22 protein-coding genes are annotated in these 17,230 nt (G+C 59.8%); 11 read left to right on the forward strand and 11 right to left on the reverse strand.

The window, feature by feature from the left end:
- Positions 1–13: 13 nt before the first annotated feature.
- From OO25_RS20770 to OO25_RS20810, 10 genes are all read left to right on the forward strand, one after another.
- Positions 14–667, forward strand: coding sequence for a virB8 family protein (locus tag OO25_RS20770; protein ID WP_024099335.1), 654 nt, complete (start codon positions 14–16; stop codon positions 665–667).
- 2 nt (positions 668–669) lie between these two features.
- Entirely contained in the window at positions 670–1,368 is a 699-nt protein-coding gene (locus tag OO25_RS20775; protein ID WP_024099334.1) for a TrbG/VirB9 family P-type conjugative transfer protein, read from the forward strand.
- On the forward strand, positions 1,365–2,744 hold the full coding sequence (locus OO25_RS20780; protein WP_024099333.1) for a TrbI/VirB10 family protein: 1,380 nt from the start codon (positions 1,365–1,367) through the stop codon (positions 2,742–2,744). Before OO25_RS20775 ends, OO25_RS20780 begins: the two co-directional genes overlap by 4 nt.
- Before the next feature lie 4 nt (positions 2,745–2,748).
- Positions 2,749–3,732, forward strand: a complete 984-nt coding sequence (locus OO25_RS20785) for an ATPase, T2SS/T4P/T4SS family (RefSeq protein ID WP_040182602.1) — start codon at positions 2,749–2,751, stop codon at positions 3,730–3,732.
- Positions 3,732–3,926 (forward strand): DUF4177 domain-containing protein, encoded by a 195-nt coding sequence (locus tag OO25_RS20790; protein WP_040182603.1) that lies wholly within the window; start codon positions 3,732–3,734, stop codon positions 3,924–3,926. Before OO25_RS20785 ends, OO25_RS20790 begins: the two co-directional genes overlap by 1 nt.
- Positions 3,923–4,336 (forward strand): hypothetical protein, encoded by a 414-nt coding sequence (locus OO25_RS20795; protein WP_040182605.1) that lies wholly within the window; start codon positions 3,923–3,925, stop codon positions 4,334–4,336. The genes OO25_RS20790 and OO25_RS20795 overlap by 4 nt, the downstream gene beginning before the upstream one ends.
- A gap of 12 nt (positions 4,337–4,348) precedes the next feature.
- Positions 4,349–5,425, forward strand: coding sequence for a type IV secretion system protein (locus tag OO25_RS20800; protein WP_040182607.1), 1,077 nt, complete (start codon positions 4,349–4,351; stop codon positions 5,423–5,425).
- A gap of 2 nt (positions 5,426–5,427) precedes the next feature.
- On the forward strand, positions 5,428–5,733 hold the full coding sequence (locus OO25_RS22865; protein ID WP_139044809.1) for a hypothetical protein: 306 nt from the start codon (positions 5,428–5,430) through the stop codon (positions 5,731–5,733).
- Between the two features lie 305 nt (positions 5,734–6,038).
- On the forward strand, positions 6,039–6,413 hold the full coding sequence (locus tag OO25_RS23500; protein ID WP_369808882.1) for a DUF1643 domain-containing protein: 375 nt from the start codon (positions 6,039–6,041) through the stop codon (positions 6,411–6,413).
- Between the two features lie 221 nt (positions 6,414–6,634).
- Positions 6,635–7,546, forward strand: a complete 912-nt coding sequence (locus OO25_RS20810; RefSeq protein WP_040182612.1) for a homocysteine S-methyltransferase family protein — start codon at positions 6,635–6,637, stop codon at positions 7,544–7,546.
- Between the two features lie 255 nt (positions 7,547–7,801).
- Here OO25_RS20810 and OO25_RS20815 read toward each other — a convergent pair whose 3' ends face one another.
- The 9 genes from OO25_RS20815 to OO25_RS20855 form a co-directional block, all read right to left on the reverse strand.
- Positions 7,802–8,371, reverse strand: coding sequence for a carboxymuconolactone decarboxylase family protein (locus OO25_RS20815; RefSeq protein WP_040182613.1), 570 nt, complete (start codon positions 8,369–8,371; stop codon positions 7,802–7,804).
- 73 nt (positions 8,372–8,444) lie between these two features.
- On the reverse strand, positions 8,445–8,954 hold the full coding sequence (locus OO25_RS20820; protein ID WP_052465744.1) for a YHS domain-containing (seleno)protein: 510 nt from the start codon (positions 8,952–8,954) through the stop codon (positions 8,445–8,447).
- A 36-nt stretch (positions 8,955–8,990) separates the two neighbouring features.
- Positions 8,991–9,854 (reverse strand): cysteine hydrolase, encoded by an 864-nt coding sequence (locus OO25_RS20825; RefSeq protein WP_040182615.1) that lies wholly within the window; start codon positions 9,852–9,854, stop codon positions 8,991–8,993.
- A gap of 177 nt (positions 9,855–10,031) precedes the next feature.
- On the reverse strand, positions 10,032–10,496 hold the full coding sequence (locus tag OO25_RS20830) for a nuclear transport factor 2 family protein (protein ID WP_040182617.1): 465 nt from the start codon (positions 10,494–10,496) through the stop codon (positions 10,032–10,034).
- Positions 10,497–10,540: 44 nt separating this feature from the next.
- On the reverse strand, positions 10,541–10,792 hold the full coding sequence (locus OO25_RS20835) for a hypothetical protein (RefSeq protein WP_040182619.1): 252 nt from the start codon (positions 10,790–10,792) through the stop codon (positions 10,541–10,543).
- Positions 10,793–10,881: 89 nt separating this feature from the next.
- Positions 10,882–11,976 (reverse strand): AraC family transcriptional regulator, encoded by a 1,095-nt coding sequence (locus OO25_RS20840; protein WP_071233298.1) that lies wholly within the window; start codon positions 11,974–11,976, stop codon positions 10,882–10,884.
- A 45-nt stretch (positions 11,977–12,021) separates the two neighbouring features.
- Positions 12,022–12,873, reverse strand: a complete 852-nt coding sequence (locus tag OO25_RS20845) for a PhzF family phenazine biosynthesis protein (RefSeq protein ID WP_040182620.1) — start codon at positions 12,871–12,873, stop codon at positions 12,022–12,024.
- A gap of 56 nt (positions 12,874–12,929) precedes the next feature.
- Positions 12,930–13,892, reverse strand: coding sequence for an alpha/beta fold hydrolase (locus tag OO25_RS20850; protein ID WP_040182622.1), 963 nt, complete (start codon positions 13,890–13,892; stop codon positions 12,930–12,932).
- A 61-nt stretch (positions 13,893–13,953) separates the two neighbouring features.
- Positions 13,954–14,550, reverse strand: a complete 597-nt coding sequence (locus OO25_RS20855; RefSeq protein WP_040182624.1) for a pyridoxamine 5'-phosphate oxidase family protein — start codon at positions 14,548–14,550, stop codon at positions 13,954–13,956.
- Between the two features lie 215 nt (positions 14,551–14,765).
- Between OO25_RS20855 and OO25_RS20860 the strand changes: the two genes are divergently transcribed.
- The gene (locus tag OO25_RS20860; RefSeq protein ID WP_040182626.1) at positions 14,766–15,320 is read left to right on the forward strand and encodes a TetR/AcrR family transcriptional regulator; all 555 of its coding nucleotides are present in this window, start codon (positions 14,766–14,768) and stop codon (positions 15,318–15,320) included.
- A 377-nt stretch (positions 15,321–15,697) separates the two neighbouring features.
- On the opposite strand, the gene OO25_RS20865 is transcribed toward OO25_RS20860, so the two are convergent.
- Together OO25_RS20865 and OO25_RS20870 are read right to left on the reverse strand one after the other, a co-directional pair.
- Positions 15,698–16,228 carry a DUF1772 domain-containing protein gene (locus OO25_RS20865; protein ID WP_242407090.1) on the reverse strand — a complete coding sequence of 177 codons (531 nt, stop codon included), beginning with the start codon at positions 16,226–16,228 and terminating at the stop codon, positions 15,698–15,700.
- Between the two features lie 21 nt (positions 16,229–16,249).
- Positions 16,250–17,077: an NmrA family NAD(P)-binding protein gene (locus tag OO25_RS20870; RefSeq protein ID WP_040182629.1), complete on the reverse strand. Its 828-nt coding sequence runs from the start codon at positions 17,075–17,077 to the stop codon at positions 16,250–16,252.
- Positions 17,078–17,230: the final 153 nt, after the last annotated feature.

Genomic DNA, 17,230 nt, shown 5'->3' on the forward strand with positions numbered 1-17,230 from the left:
GAGGGCATGACGGGTGGCGACTGAACAAGAAATCATCGAGGAAGAACTGGTCTACGGTGCCTTGCGCCGCGAACGGCTCTGGCAACGCCTTGGTCTGGCAGGTCTTGTCTTCGGCATCATCGGCTGTCTGAGCGCAGCAGCAGTCGCGATCCTCGATGTCGATCCGCCCCCCGTCGTTGTCCCCTATGATCCCGCCACCGGCTTTGCACTCCCCGAAGCCTCGGTGGGCGCCTCCTCGGTGACCGCCAACCAGGCGATCATCGAGGCGGAGGTGTTCCGCTATGTGGCCGACCGGGAGGTCTATAACCAGCTCGACAACGATCTGCGCATCCGCAGCGTCCTGCGCCGCTCGGACGGAGCTGCCGAGAGCGGGCTGCGCCAGATCTGGAACAGCGCAAATGAAAACTATCCGCCGACCGTCTATGGCCCCAATGCTCGGCTCGACGTGGAAATCCTCAGCATCAACCGGATCGGAACCAACCGCGCGACGGTCCGCCTGCGCAAGCGCCTGACGTCCATTAACGGCACCCAGACCGGCCTCTTCACTGCGACGCTTCTCTTCGAGTTCCGCCCGGAGACCCGCCGCTCCATCGATGAGGTCTGGACCAATCCATTCGGCTTCACCGTCCTCGAATATTCCATCCGCTCCGACAGATTGGAGAACTGATCTTGTTTCCCGTACGAATTGCATTTGTTGTCCTTATCGTTTTGTTGCCGGGGTTGGTCGCCGCCGAAGCCATCCCGCGTGGCGGTCCCAACGACAGCCGGGTGCGCTTGGCCACCTACCAGGAGGGTCAGGTCTACCGTCTCAGCGTGTCACTCACCCATGTGACCACCATCGAGTTCGGGATCGGCGAAAGCATCCGCTCGATCATCGCGGGCGACACCGAGGGCTTCGAGATCGACGGCGTCCCGGGCGGTCAGGCCTTCGCGATCAAGCCCGTCGCGCGCGGGGTGCATACCAATGTGACAGTCTATACGAACCGCCGGAGCTACTACTTCAACGTCGAGGAGGTCCGCAGCCCAACCTTCTACGTGGTGCAGTTCCGCTATCCTGATGACGCTGCGCGCCCGACCCGGGCCATCGCCGCCCAAGCACCAAACTACAATTACGGCGCCAGCGCGCGGACCGAGTTCACGCCAACGCGCATCTGGGATGACGGGACGTTCACGTATTTCGCGTTTCCGAGAAACGCACCTGTGCCAGCGATCTTCCGCTACGCGGGCGGCCGTGAACGCACGGTCAACACGCAAACCCCTGAAGACGGCGTGATCCGCGTCAGCGGCGTGAACCGCCAATGGATCCTGCGACTTGGCGAAGAGGTGGTCTGCATCGAGGCGATCGCGCCCGCGGAGGCCACCTCATGAGCGATACCGGGAACACCGAGCTGGAAAAACGCCTCGCCGCCCTTGAGAAAGGCAGTGCCCGCGCCCCCACGGCGGCGCAGCGCCGGTCGCCCCTTCTCGCGCTGATCGTGATCCTCGTCATCGGCGTGGGTGGTGCCCTGCTTTATCTCCTCTCACAGCCCGACGAAGAGGAAGCCTTACCGACGGCCACCCCGGACGTCTTCCAAAACGAAGGGGACGGCTTTGGCGCTATCGAGACCTTGCCCCCGCCCGAGCCCGAGGTTGTGTTCGTCGGACCAGACCCCGTCGAGCCCAACGCGGAGCTTCTGGCGCAGATCACCGCCCTGCAGGCCCAGATCGAGGAGTTGCGCAACGCCCCTGAACCAGTTGTCGAGGAAGACACCGCCGCCGCAGAGGCAATTGACGCGCTGACTGCTCAGATCGCGGCGCTACAAGCCGCCTCGGAAGCAGCACAGCAACGATTTCAGGACGAACTGACGGCGCGGGATCGAAGTCTTGAACAACTCCGCATGGATCTGGAATTGGCCCAACTCGAGGCCAGCCGACCGCAACCCGCACCAGCGGGCCCCACGGAAGATGAGCTGCGCGCACGCGAGCAAGAGCGACTGCGCCGCGAGGAAGAAGCCCGGCGCATGGCCGAGCTGGAGCGCCGGGCCGCGGAGGAACGCGCCTTCCAGGAGCGGCGCATCGCCTCGCCCACCATCGCGTTTGGCGGTGCCTCAGGAGCGAATGAAACGGCTCTGACCGAACGCACCTTCGGCGAGGTGACGGATTTCGTGCTGAACGGTGCGCTGCCCTCCACCGTGACGCAGGCCGAGGTGATCGCCAATCCTTCCAACACCATCATCCAGGGCACCATGATCCAGGCCGTCATGGAAACCGCCCTCGACAGCTCACTGCCCGGCCAGACCCGTGCCGTGGTGTCCGAGGATGTCTACAGCGTCGATGGCGCGCGCCTCTTGATCCCCCGCGGATCCCGTCTCGTCGGGCGCTACCGCGCTGGCGTCGATATTGCGCAGCGCCGCGTCACGATCGCTTGGGACCGGATCATCCTGCCCGCGGGCCAAACCGTCCAGATCAGCTCCTTCGGGGGCGATGAACTTGGCCGCTCCGGCGTCACGGGTTTCGTGGACACGCGTTTTGCCGAGCGTTTCGGGTCGGCCGCCCTGATCTCGCTGATTTCGGCCGCGCCAAGTGCCGCCGCCTCCGAGGTCCAGGATGAGACTGCCGCCGACGTTCTCGAAGACGTTGGCGATGATCTGGCAGATGCCACGGACAGCGTCATTGGCGATTACCTCTCCATCGGCCCCGTCATCTATGTCGACCAAGGCGCGCGCGTCACCGTCATGGTCGACCGCGATCTGGAGATCTTCTAGCCCGATGTCGCTCAGCTATCTCGAGACATCCCTTGACCGGATCGACGCCGCCGCCCGCGACGATGTCATCGAGATCTGTATCAACCCCGACGGGACCTGTTGGGGCGAATTCCAGGGCGATCACTTCATGCGCGCGCTGGATCAAAGGCTGACGGGCGTTCAGGTCAGGGACCTCGGCAACCAGATCGCCTCCTCGGCCAATACCACGATGAGCAAGGACCGCCCCATCGTCTCGGTCTCGATCACCTACAAGGGGCGCCCGATCCGCGCACAGGTCATCACCCCGCCCGCCGTGCTCTCGGCCTCGTCGATCAGCCTGCGGTTCTTTTCCAGCCTGCCGCTCAAGGGCATCGAACTCGACTTTCTCTTCGGTAAGGAACGCAAGCTCGAAGAACTGCGCCTCGAGAAAACGCGCGAGCTGCGCGAGGTCGTGGCCTCCGGTTTGATCGATGACGCCCTCGCCTTCTGTGTCGAGAACAAGCTCAACATGATCGTCTCGGGCGGCACCTCGACCGGCAAGACCGTCGCTGCGCGAAAGATCCTCTCCCATGTCCCGTCTGAGGAACGCATCGTCACCATCGAAGAAGCCGCCGAGCTTCTACCGACGCAGCCCAATGCTGTGACCCTGATCGCCAATCGCGATGCGGAATTCCAGACCGCCGATGTGCTTCTCACCGCCACGCTGCGCATGCGACCTGACCGGATCATCCTCGGCGAAGTTCGCGGCAAGGAGGCCATGACCTTCCTTGAGGCGATCAACACCGGCCATGGCGGGTCCATGACCACGCTGCACGCCGAAACACCGCAACTTGCCGTGCAACGCCTCGCGATCGCAGCACTCAAGACCGAGATCCCGATGACCTATGCCGACATGATCCAGTACATCGATAATTCCATCGACGTGATCATCCAGGCCGGTCGCCACGACGGCCGGCGCGGCATCACCGAATTCTACCTCCCCGGCGCAACCGAGATTGGAACTTCCTAATGAAGACCTTTGAATACGATATCCTGTCCTTTCCCATGACCCGCAAAACCAGCCTTGCCGACATGCAGGCCAGCCTGAATGCCAAAGGTGCGGAAGGCTGGGAGGTGGTGTCGATCAGCTCCTCGGAATTCGCCAATGTCGGGCACACGGTCTTCCTGAAGCGTGAGACCACACCCGCTGGAGCCACGGCATGAGGCAGGCGGGCTGTACCCTCGTACTGACTGCGCTGGTCTTGAGCCTAACGTCGGCACCCGGCTTCGCTGAGCGCAATCTCGTGCCGACCCTCGAGCGCAACTTCACCGTCTGTCTGGACCGCCCCGCTGAACCCAGCTGGATGCAGGAGATCCCCCTGCGCCAAGCCTATCAGCGCGTGTTGGTTCAAGACATTTACCGCGCCCAGAACCTCGAGCGGATTGTCGAGACCGGCAGCTGCCATTGCGAGACCCGGTTCCCGTCCTGGGACGCGGCCGAGGCCGTGTTTCGGGAGGTCCACGCGAGTGACGAACGATGGGAGATGCTGCAGGCATCGGACGCCTACAACCGCCGAGCCAACGCCGCCCGCCCTGCCGCGCAGGCCATCTGCGAAGCCGCGGGCAACTGGTAAGGCTGATCCCCGATGAGCGTCGTCACCTACTTCGTTGAAACCTCCCAGGGCTATCTCGACACCGCCGCCGAAACCCAGTTCGGATCGGTCGCGGCAACAGTCGGCACACTCCTAGTGCTGGGAACAACGCTCGTGGTGATCCTCGTCTTCCTGAACATGATCTACCAGTACAAGGCGATGGACGGACGCACGGCCTTCTGGCTCGCGGTCAAGATCGGACTAATCGGAATATTCGCGACCAACTGGGTCCAGTTCAACGCGCTTTCCGCCGCCATCCTGTCCGGGATCGACAGCATTGCAGGGGCGCTCGTGGCTTCGGTCGGTGGCGGCACCCCCGGTCCCTCTGGGACCTTTGCCGAAGAGTTTGACCGGCTGATCGCGGAACTCGGCGACTACCTCAATGCAGCCGGATCAGAGCTGAACTGGATGGCCGGGGCCATGCTCGACATCGTCGGGGTGCTTCTGCTCTCAATCCTCGGCGGGCTGGCCGCCTTCATCCTCGTGGCTTCTCGACTGATGATCGCTCTTCTGATCGGGATTGCCCCGGTCATGATCTTCCTGACCCTCTTCGAAGTGACCAAAGACTACTTCGCACGCTGGCTGTCCGCCCTGGTCTCCTTCGCGCTTTACCCGATCGTCGTGGCCGGCGTGTTCGCGACAATCACCGGCGTTTCCTCCGCACTCATCGGCGAGCTCGGCGACCCGGAAGGCGCCTCAAACATCGGCGCGCTCATCCCCTTCTTCATGATGGTTCTCATGGCAAAGGGCTTCATCATCGCCACCCCCTTCATCGTCCGCGCGATCTCCGGCAACATCATGATGCCCGCCCTCTCCGGCGGTCTAGGCGGCGGCTACAGCTTCGCCCGCGCCGCCATGGGCAGCCAACAAGCCTACAACCGATACTTGATCGGCGGTGCAAGTGGCGCGGAGTACGCAGCCCTCAGGGCGCGGCAGTTCTTCGGTGTGCAGCCGATGCCAGTGCGGCAAGGCATGGGGCAGACGGGTCAGTTGAGCGGCACAGGGTCACCGGGGGCGGGGTCTCAAGTGCTGGCGCAACTGGCTAGGCTTGGAAGGTTGGGGCGGAGGTAAATATGACAGATCCTGCAACATCGTGGATCAAATTCGAACAACGATCGCCAACCAATGAAGAAATCCAGACCGATAGGCTCGTTGGATACTTTCGAATTCGAGATCTTGCTGGAAAGGTCACAACAGATTACTTTGGGAAGCTTTCTTGGGATGATGATGCCGGAACTTGGGCTATTGAAGTTTACAGCAATGCCCTGCGCCTAACGGCTCCAGGTCAATTCATGCAAGAAAGTATTGAGCCAAGTCATTGGTGCATGGTTCCTCCCCTACCAAATCATCCCGAAATTGATGGTCTTCCCGAGAACTAGCGGGATCGATCACCAATTGGGTTCCAAACTAATGACCGCCAACGGCCCTTTGCTGACACTGAGACATGCCGACGATGCTGCATTGCAGCTTCCTGAATGCGGACCTTCCCGGTAAGCTCGATCCAACTACAGCCTGTGAAAGATCTGCGATGCTGAGAGGAAACCCCGAGATCCAGCGTCAATTGGGCCGCACGTTCGATTTGGACCATGAAGTTCGAGGTTCCGCCAAATTCTCTGATTGCGGAAACTATCGTCCGTACCTCAGTCGAAGCTGGCATCCAGGCCCGACAATACTATGGCTTTGCATGAACCCATCATCAGCTACCCATGTCTCAGATGATGCAACCTCACGAAAACTCACGCGTCATTCACGCCGCCTTGGCTTTGGCAAGCTTTTTCTTCTCAACGTTATGGACTACCGAGCAACCGACCCAGCTCAGCTTCCAGAAGGCGAGGAGAGATCTGAGGGGAACCTCGACGAAATAAGACGTTGCGCTCGCCACGCCGATTGTGTGGTCCTCGCCTACGGAGGGCTTCGGCGAAAACTCGAATGGATCGAATTTGCAAACGATGCTCTTCAGGCTTGCCATGGAGCAGCCTTGTGCCGTGTCGCCACCAATCAAGATGGTTCCCCTCGGCATCCACGTAGGTTTCCTGCGGATTTCGAGTTGCAATGCTAATTGCATCTCTATTTCTTGAGTTGGCGGCCCATACCGGCCACTCGGAATGCCCTTAGGTTGCTGCAACTGCAGCCTGCTTTCCAGACATTCGCTGTGTTTGCGAGCTGCTCGGACAGATTAGGGCATGCATACGGAAAGTACTTCGCCGCCCCAAGGTTCACAGGAGACCCGAGAAAATGTAGGTTTCTTGTAAACAGAAAGAGAAAAGGGCGTAGATCAGGATGGCACGACAGCTCCTAGACGAAGGTGACAAGACCTTTCTGGTTTATGCCGGTACTGGCACCGACCTGATATTCAATCATGGACTTGAGCTACCCGGATTTGCCTCGTTTCCATTGCTCGAACAGCCTGACACTAGAGCGATACTTGCCGGTCAGATGCAGGCTCTAGTCGATCTCGCCAGCGAAATGAATGTCGGATGTATTCTTGATGCGCCCACATGGATGGCGAATGCCGACCGGGCGGCACCGTTGGGGTACGATGCAAAACGGCTTGTAGAGGTGAACAAAGATGCAGTCAGTCTAGTGGAAGACGTGCGCCGGGCCGCCGCTCGCGAAGATGTATTGGTATCGGCCTGTATAGGCCCACGCTTTGATCCTTACGCCGACATCCCGCCGATATCCGTCGAAGATGCACGGCAATACCATACCGCTCAAATGCACAGCCTGAAAGGCACAACTGTCGACCTGGTTACCGCTTATACATTCAACCGTCCAAGTGAGGCATCAGGATGCATCCTCGCCGCCCGAGATGCTGGTCTGCCGATCATCATGTCTCTGGTGGTTGAGACAGATGGGTGTCTAGCGGACGGAACCAAACTTGTGGACGCAATTGACCAGATCGATGGGGAATCGGACTCGGCGGCAATGTTTTTTATGGTCAATTGCGCTCATCCGACCCATTTCGCCGGATCTCTTGGCATCAACCCGAGGCTGAAAGGTGTAGTGGCGAACGCTTCAAGTTGCTCTCATGCAGAACTTGACGAAGCAGATGAACTGGACGAAGGCGATCCCGTTGAACTTGGTAAGCAGATTGCCAAGATTGCTCGGAGCAATCCGTCGGTCCAAGTATTCGGAGGGTGCTGCGGAACCGACATGCGCCATCTGAAAATGATTGCCAGCGAGCTTGCGTAGCTAACCTACTTCCACGGCCCTTAGCTGCCGTCCGTCTCGAGCGAGAGATGCTGCAGCCGCAGCCCGCTTTCCGGTCATTCGCCGCGGTCGCAAAACGCAGGACCACTCGCACCGGCGATGTCCAGGGCAAAACCTGCTTTCGCTGTTTCAGTACCAACGGTTGGTCCACAATGGCGCCCAGCCGTTGGCACATTGGGTGTAGTGCCGTGAGCAAGCAGATTGTTGAACTGAGAACAATCCAATCGACTTGGGCACCTATTCCGCGGCGACTGGCCTTGGACTGTTCCAAGCGTTTGCCGTGAACGCATCGTCGAGGCCCGTGTCAGCAACGTGATTGGTGTAGTTTGACAGAACCTTGAGCGCGGTGCCCAAGATCACCTCCAGCACTGTCTGCCGGGTGTAGCCGGCCGCCAGAAAAGCATCTAACTGTGCATCGCTCGGCCAGCCACGGCTTTCGTTCACGGCGATGGCAAACTGGCGGAGGGCCTCAAGCCGGGTGTCGGCAATCGGCGTGTCGTTGCGAAGTGCTTCGATAATGTCACTGTCCACACCCGCCATTTGTGACAGAGTGGTATGAGCCGCCATGCAGTATTTGCACCCGTTGAGGCGGTTGTTGGTCATCAGAATGATCTGTCGCTCGGTCTCGGACAAATCTGATCTTCCGAAGATGGAAGTAAGGCTCATGTAGCCTTCGAGGATTGTCGGAGCCTCCGCCATTGCGGCATAGAGATTTGGCACAAAACCGTAGCTTTTCAGAGCATTTTGCAGGATTGGCTTGGCCGTTGCGGGTGCGGTTTCGATGGTGTGTTTTTCAAAGTCTATCATGTGATGTTCCTAGAATGAGCCGTCACGCGGCGAGCCTTGTCTAGGCCTCAGCCGCCGCGTGCCTGGGGTGGGATCAGAGGTCGCTGACAGGTGTGTTGACGATGCCGGGCCACTTGGCATGGGCCCCTTCGATCACCGCGGTCTTGTCTTTGAGGTACTTCTCGAAAATCGCGGCATTCACGAAGAGATAGAGCTTGCCATCGACAATATCGGCATAGCGCACATCGCCGTCGAGCTTCTTGCCGACAAAGACGCCAAAGGCGCAGAACCCGCCGAATTGCGGCAGATGTGCAGAAGGATCGGCGTCGAATTCTGCCTGGGCGGCGGCGGAGGCAAAGTAGTAGTCCACCCCGTCATGAGCTGAGGTGTATTCGGCGTTGCCCAGGGCGGGTTTGTCGCCGTGGAACATCGACACCGGGTCGATCCCGTGCATGCCCAGCGGCTGGCCCGTCAGGGTCAGGCTGTTGGTGACGTTGTATTCGTCCGCGGCCGTGGCAAGGTTTGCGAGGGACAGGGTCGCGACCGATGACAGGACAAGCGCACTGGTCCAGCGGCGGGCGGATTTCAGAGGTTTCAAGGTCATTTCTTTTCTCCGTAGTTCAGTTGAGAGGTTTTGGCGTCACACGCCGTTCGCGATCCGCTTGACGGCATCGTCCGTCCACCAGACGCCGTTTGCCACCATGCGGAAGTTGATGATTGCGGCGAGGTAACCGTCGCCTTCGGGCACTTTTGCCCCGGCGGTCGCATCGCGTACCACGGCCACCTCGTAACCCAGTTCCAGCAACTCATAGAGATGCGCCTGGGTGCAGAGGTTGGCGGACATGCCTGCGAGGATCACCTTGTCGATCCCGCGCTTGCGCAGTTGCAGGTTCAGATCGTTCTGCGCCGGGCTGTAGACCTTGTGGGGCGAGCAGACGATGGTTTCGCCATCCTCGATGTACTTCTTGTACTGCGGCATCCAGTCGGCCCCGGAGCCTTCGAAGTTGTCGAGGTTCAGCGGCCCCAGCCGGTCAAACATGCCGATCGCGTGCATGGTCGCCTCAAGCGTGCCTTCGAACTGCCACTTGTGGTCATGCGGGTAATAGTAGTGGGGCGAGATGAAGACCGGCATGCCTGCGGCCTTGGCCGCGACGAACAGGCGTTCGATGTTGTCCACGGTGCCCTGTTCGGTGACGCTCTCGCCCACCACGCCCCATGTGACGCCGTCCTCTGACAGAAAGTCGATCTGCGGATCGGTGACGACAAGGGCCGTGCGGCCGGGATCAATCGTCATGTCGATCTGCGGCAGGCCGGGATTGTCCGGGTCCGCGTAGGCCGCCCTGGCCGCATCGGTTGCGGCCTCGGCCGAACTGCCGAGGACAGATGCGGCACCTGCCGCACTGGCAGCAGCCACTCCCGCCAGCACGCGGCGGCGGGCAAGATCGACGCTTTCGGGCGTATGTCCGCAGCCGCAGTTGTCGCCATGTTCATGGTGATGTTTCATCAAAATTCTCCTTGTCTCCGGTTGTGCAGGCCACCGGGCGCTGCGTTGGGGGCGCAGGCAACCGGACAAGGCTTTCCCGTTCGCAGCCGGTATGGCCGCGTTGCGGGAATTGACTGTCCGCTATCCTGCAGGACCGACGCGCAATATGGCGTCGGAGGTGTCAGGTCTTCAGATCGCCTAAAGACCCAGTTCCGTCAGACCCTTGTGGTCCTCCGGTCGTACCTTGTCCGTCCAATGGAACAGACGTTGTTCTTCATCAATGGCCAGGTCATTGATCGAGGCGATGCGCCAGCGCATCAGGCCGTCCTCGTCAAACTCCCAGTTCTCGTTGCCGTAGGACCGAAACCATTGCCCCGCACCATTGTGCCATTCATAGGCAAAGCGCACCGCGATGCGGTTGTCGGAGAAGGTCCAAAGCTCCTTGATCAGGCGGTAGTCCAGTTCGCGTGCCCATTTGTCGGTCAAAAAGGCGATGATCTCGGCTCTTCCGGTGATAAATTTGGAGCGGTTTCGCCAGACGCTGCCCGGCGTATAGGCAAGCGCCACCTTTTCGGGGTCTTTGGAGTTCCAGCCGTCCTCGGCCATCCGGACCTTCTGGGAAGCGGTCTCATGCGTGAACGGCGGCAGCGGCGGGCGGGTCATGTCGGTGTCCTTCGGTGGGCGGGGTGGTTGGATCGGGTTCCTGTTCACACATTCAGCGTGAGAGGCGCGGCCAGCCGGATGATTTCGGCGATTGAGGCGAGGAGGGTCCAAACGGTCAGGGTCAGTACCAATGCGAGTTTTCTCTCGGTCGGCAGGGCATTGCGCGTCCGTCGCATCAGGACGGACGGAGAAGCGGGAATGCGGCCAGACCGGCAGTCCGCACCTTGGCCGGGGAGACAAGCCATATCTGGCAACGGGAGCCAGTGGCTGCGGGTTGTCTGGTCTGGATAAGTCATTCCTGCTTCTCCGTTTGGAGGGTTGCCGCGGTCTGGTCGGGGACCGTTCCGACCTCTATGCCCTGGCGTCCCTCGGGGGGCTGATACCCTCAATTTAGGCGCTGTACCTCGCCGGGTATTGGCCGATCCTGCCAAGGTTTTGGCACTGTCTGCCAATACCTGCGGGAGATATCGTCCTCACCCTGCGAAAGCCTGCGAAACTGCGCGGGTGCCGTGCCTACCCAGCGTTTGAATGCCCTGCTGAAGGTGCTTTGCTCGGAAAATCCGGTCAGAAACGCGACCTCGGCAATGGAGCAGTTGCTGTCGGCCAGCAAATCCTGTGCCAAAGACTGCTGCGCATCCCGCAGCACGTCCCTGAAAGACAGGTTCTCTTCCGCGAGGCGGCGGTAGAACGTCCGTTCGCTCATGCCCATGGAGATGGCCACGTCCGAGGCTTGCGGCACCCCGTCGCTGAGCAGGGATGCCAGATGGTGCCTGACCTCATCCTTCAACGAAGATGGATCAGGCAGGCGCGCGATCTCGGATTCAAGGTGCTGCGTGAGGAAATCAGAGATCCCCCGATCCCCCAGCTTGTTTGGTTGGTTCAGGGTTTCGGGGGCGAGTGCAATTGCGCTTTGGCTAGCCCCGAACCGGACCTTGCAGCCGAAGAAGGCTTCGAATTGCGCCGGGTCGTTGCGGCATTCGTGCGCAAAGGCAACGTGGTCAAGTTCAACCGGATCTCGGGCAAAGGCCTTGATGTTCTCCGCCACAGCCGCAAGCGCGCATTCATCCCGCAGTTTGAGCGCCGGGTGATCCGGGGTGCGGGCCTCCAGAACAAGAAGGGCGGGATCGGCCTCTTCCGTCAAGCGGTAGACTGCCGTATCGGTCAGGAGTCGGAAATAGCGCTCAAGGCGCAGCAGACTATTCCTCAGCGTTGGCGCGGACTTTGCGGCCAGCCCCAGCGCACCCAGGTCGTTGCTGCGGATTTCCCGCGCATAGCTGAACACAAGCGCGGCATCATCCCCTGTCCGGATGCGCAGCCAATCAATCAGGCCAAAGTAAGCGCCATCAGGGATCGGATCATCAGCGGGACTGCTCAGGTGGAAAAGGGTTCTGCCGTCCCCCATCACCCTTCCGTCTGAAGTCAGATGAAGCCCGGCGGCCCGGACCAACGTGGTTGCAAAGATTGATGCGGCAGTTGCCATTGTGTTTCCCCCCTCTCGGGCCGACGGCCCGCTATTCTTCCTCGCCTAGCTGATATTGCGCGACGCACCGCCCACAAGCACAGGCGAACCGGGCTCTTCGGGGATGGTGACCTTCAGTCTGGAAGGCATTCCCATGTCGACACCCTGGGCAATGTCGATGCTGCCCCCATGGGGCCAGCCAAGATCGCGGAGGTATCCGGCAAGTGCTGCGGCTGCGGCACCGGTAGCGGGGTCTTCCAGCACGCCGCCGATCGCAAAGGCGTTCCGCGCGTGAAACTGACGCGGGGTTTCGGCCCAGATCAGCGCGATGGTCGTCAGCCCATGTTGGGCCATCAGCCGCCGACCGGTTTCCAGGTCATAGGCCATTTTTGCCAGCCGCCCGTGCTCCCGCAGGGCCAGGACAAGGTGATCGTTGCCTGCATTCGCGACCGCAGGCGGGATTTGCGGGTCAAGATCGTCGCGGTGCAGGCTAAACATCGCCAGCGCCAGTTCAAGTAGCGCGGCGTCAACAGGACGACTGTGCGTTGATGGAGACAACAATTCGACCTTGGATTGCCCGTCGCTGTCGATCCGCCCCTCAACGCTGATTTCCCCTGGGTTGATCCGCAAATCATACCTGCCAGGCCCGTTCAGTTCCGTCAGGACCGCGCCAAGCGCGATGGTGGCGTGGCCGCAAAAATCAACCTCGCTTTGTGGCGCAAAGTAGCGCACCCGCCAGTGATCCCCTTCGGGAGCGGCGAAGGCAGTTTCGGAATATCCAACCGCCTCGGCAATGGCCTGCATTTCCGTATCACCGGGCAGGCTGTCGGCAACCAGAACGCCCGCGGGATTTCCACCTGCGTCGGCTTCGGAAAAGGCGGCGATCCGGTGGACTTGTGTTGTGTCGGTAAAGGTCATCGGAATGTTCCTTGCATGGATCGTCCCTGCCCGGGCGTCGCCGGGCAGGGAACGGGTTACTTCTGAGTCCGGGGGAGGAAATCTCGGATTTCAGCCGAGATGACCTCGCCATATTCCTCAAGCGCGAAATGGCCGGTATCCAGCAGGTGGAATTCCACATCGTCCAGATCGTTCAGATAAGGATGGGCGCCCTCAGCCGGAAAGATGTGGTCATTCTTGCCCCAGACGATCAGCGTAGGCGGCTGATGTTCGCGAAACAGCGCCTGCCACCTGGCGTATTCATCCACGTTGGTGCCGTAGTCGAGGAACATCTCAAGCTGCACCTCCTGGTTGCCGGGACGATCCAGCAGATACTGAACATGCCAGAAATTGTCCGGGCTGACCTTCGACACATCGCCGACGCCATGGGTGAACTGCCAGACCGTCGCCTCCATGGTCAGGAAACCCCGCAGGGCATCGCCGTGCTTGGCGGAGGGATCGGCCCAATAGGCTTTGATCGGGTCCCAGAATTCGCGCAGCCCCTCTTCATAGGCGTTGCCGTTCTGGATGATGAACCCGCTCACCCGCTCGGGGTGTTCGGCGAACATGCGGTAGCCAACTGGCGCACCGTAATCCATCAGATAGACCGTATAGCCGTCGACCCCCTTGGCGTCTATCAGTTGGGTGACGATCTCGGCCGCGTTGGCAAAGCTGTAGTCATAGCTCGCCGCATCCGGCATGTCGGACGCACCGAAACCGGGATAGTCCGGCGCGATGACGTGGTAGTCCTCCGCCAGTTCGGGGATGAGGTCACGGAACATATGCGACGAGGTCGGGAAGCCATGCAGCAGCAGGACCGTCGGATTGTCGGGATTGCCCGCTTCGCGGTAGGCGATGTTCACACCATCGATTTCCATCTTTTTCATGGCGACGGCAAAAGGGCTTTCCGCGGCCTCTGTTCCTGAAGGCAATGTGCCTGTGAGCAGGGCGGTGCCTGCCAGCAAGCTGGCCAAAGTGGTGCTGACAATGGTGTTTTTCATGGGTTCAGTCCTTTTCAGGGGTTGGGAGGGAGCCGCCATGTGGCGGCGGAGAACAGGCGGCTCAGCCGGAACGCGCCTGAAATTCGTTGATCTGCTTGCGCAACTGCTGGTTCTCGGCACGCAGCAGGGCCATCTCGCCGCCGAATTCCGCTTCGGTCAGACGGCGGGGGATATGTTGGGGACAGTTCCAGTCAAAGGCTTCGACAGTGATGAGGATGCGCCTTTCGGCCCTATCCGGCCAGCCAGTCGCGGGGTTGGAAGGTCTGTCTTCCACCACCACCCGGCCCCAGATCTTCAACCGCTCCGCACGGGCATAGTTCATGATGATCAGGGCGATGCGATTGTCTGCTGTCAGGTTGCCAAGGCTGATGTACTGGCGATTGCCCCGCAGGTCGGCATAGGTGATCGTGTTGTCTCCCTCGGCCCGCAGGAAACCTGGCGCACCACCACGAAACTGGACATAGGGCCAGCCGGTTTCCGAAACCGTCGCCTGATAGAAACCATCGCACTCCTGAATGAACGCGCGTTCGCGATCTGACAGGATGTCGCCGCCAGACCGCGCGTCGGTCAGGAAAGCAGCATAGGCCCCCGAGCCGTTCCTGTCCTGTTGATGCCGGACGGAAGGGGTGAATGCGATTTTGGCAAAGGCATAGGCCATGTTGTTTCTCCACGACTCAAGGTGAACCGATCAGTTAATGTTGCACCTAACGTGAACTGATCGGTTAATGTATTCAAGTCAAATTTAGTGATGAACATCATCACTTCTGGTGCTCACACCAAGTTGATCTACGATAAGTCGCTAAGATATCTGTGTATTCTTGACCGCTCGCCGGCCTGAATGTACTAACAGATCAGTTAATCTAGGGTGCCGAGATGAGCCAAAACAAGCGCGCAGAACTGATTCGAAAAGCGCTTCTTCTGTTCTACCGAAACGGGTTTCACGCCACCGGCATGGATCTGGTTGCCAAGGAAACCGGCGTATCAAAAACGTCGATCTACAAGCATTTCCGCACCAAGGAGGAGTTGATCCTCGCGGTACTCCGTCTGCGGGATGAGAATTTCCGGAACTGGCTGTTCCGGCGGATGGAGGAGATGGCTAGTACCCCCCAAGGCCGACTGCTGGCCATGTTTGACGCACTTGAGGAGTGGTTCCATGAAGATGGCTTCAAGGGCTGCATGTTCATCAAGGCGAGCGCGGAATATCAGAATCCCAATGACGCAATAAACGTACAATCATACGCGCACAAACGCCTGCTGGTGGACCATTTCGAAGCGCTGGCGACGCAAGCGGAGGCGAATGATCCTCATGCACTGGCAAGGCAGCTTCTTTTGTTGAAAGAGGGAGCCATTGTTATCGCGGCGATGTCACATTCGGCAGAAGCCGCACGCGAAGCCAAATCTGTAGCAACCCAGCTATTGACGTCCTGATCGATTTTCGCTCAGGCGTCGGCAAGGCCTTACTGGGCCTTGCGAAGTCGGCCAAATGGCTTGGCCCCCTTAAAAGGCTTAAGTGACGCCGTAGTGTCCGCTTTTACTCGACGGATTGGCACTTCAGATCCGGCCCAGACCTGCCCTACTGCGTTGACCCCGGCTTCTGTCGTTGCAGCAATTCGCTGCGATTACGAAATCCCGAGGTCGGCGAATGGGAAAAGTGTGGAACATTGTCGTCATTGGCATTTCGGATCGAACGAAGACTGTGAACACCTTCTTCTCACTGAAAAGAGCCAGTAGCGTAAGCTTGGGACGACAATCCGTTCCAAGTGGCCAGCCGACGCTTCAGATGCCTTGTGTCACACAATTCCGCCTTAGTTCATACGCACAAATCCGAATAGAAGTAGTGCAGCCGAAACAGCGCAGGCCGTTGTGCGGACCCAGTTCCAGAAAGTCCAGCGCGGGACATATATGTCTAACCAATAGGTCCGCGTTTGCGCATCTGATGTTTCCATAACGGCCAGGGTCTCGTTCATCGGCACGTTGAAAAACACCGTGACGCCGAAACAGCCAACCAGATAGCACAAACCGGCCAGCATGATCAGCGTTCCGGCCGTGTCGGTCAGCGCGAACGCACCGTAGGCTGCAATGACCAATGACACCGCTGCCATGCCAAGAAACAGCGCCATGAAGACCCAGCGAAAGACCTCACGGTTGATAACTTGCATTGCCTCAACGCCGCCATGACCGCTGGTTCTCACCAGTGACCTCATGATGAAGTCGGCGAACGCGAGAAAGACGCCGCCGATGAAAGCATAGGCGAGAATGGAGCATTGAATCAGGAAAAAGATGATCGTGGACATGTCGCTAACTTCCTTTGCAGGGGGGCGGAAGCTGCGTGGCACCCGCCCAATCATCGGATGAGTTCAGGCCGCTTTGGGCCAGGCCCCGGCAGTCATAGCGGTGCGTGCAAAGGCCGCGAAGTCACGTGGCTTGCGGCCCAACGCGCGCTCAACCCCGTCAGTGGTATGGGCGTTGCGCCCGTCAAGTGTTTCTCGTGCGATTGCGGTGAACACGTCCGCCACAAAGGAATCGCCAGAGGCGGCAACATTGGCATGGAAGTCCTCAAAACTGATCGGGATGTGCTGAATTGGGCGGCCCAGCGTGGTGGTCAGGACTTCGGCCATCTCGCCAAAAGTCATCAGGCGCGGGCCGGTGACTTCGTAGCGTTCGCCAAGGTGTCCGTCTTCGGTCAGGGCAGCCACGACAACATCGGCGATATCATCAATGTCGATGATCGGCTCCGCTATGTCCCCGCCGGGCATGGGCAGCACGCCGTCAAGGATCGGGTCGCGCAGATATCCTTCGGAGAAGTTCTGTGCGAACCACGCAGACCGCACGATGGTAAACCCGATGCCGGAGTTGCGGATCACCTCTTCCCCCAAGCTGGCAAAATGCTCGCCCCGGCCCGAGAGCAACACGATGTGCTGCAAACCGGTTTCCAAAGCCAATTTGGTGAAGGCGTCCAGCTTCTCGATTGCGCCGGGGAAGGCCAGATCCGGGAAATAGGTGACGTAGGCTTTGGATACCCCGGTCAGAACCGGAGCCCATGTGGCAGGGTCCTCCCAGTCGAAGGGCGTTTCGGAATGGCGCGCACCGCGTCGGACGGTTATGCCTTTCGCTTCGAGTTTCGCGGCGACGCGCGAACCGGTTTTGCCGGTGGCGCCGATGACAAGGATAGGTTGGTTGGTCATAGCAATCTCCGATGGTGAATGTCAGGCGCTTTCATGGCGCCGGTCAGTGGGGTGCCCGATGCCGGGCAACCCGTTGTCAATGAAACAAGCTTGCAGCCCAGCCCGACGCCATCAGGAAGAACAGCGAGGAGCCGTAGATCAGATAAAGCTGGA

Source organism: Phaeobacter sp. S60 (assembly GCF_000826845.1).
Lineage (GTDB): Bacteria > Pseudomonadota > Alphaproteobacteria > Rhodobacterales > Rhodobacteraceae > Phaeobacter > Phaeobacter piscinae.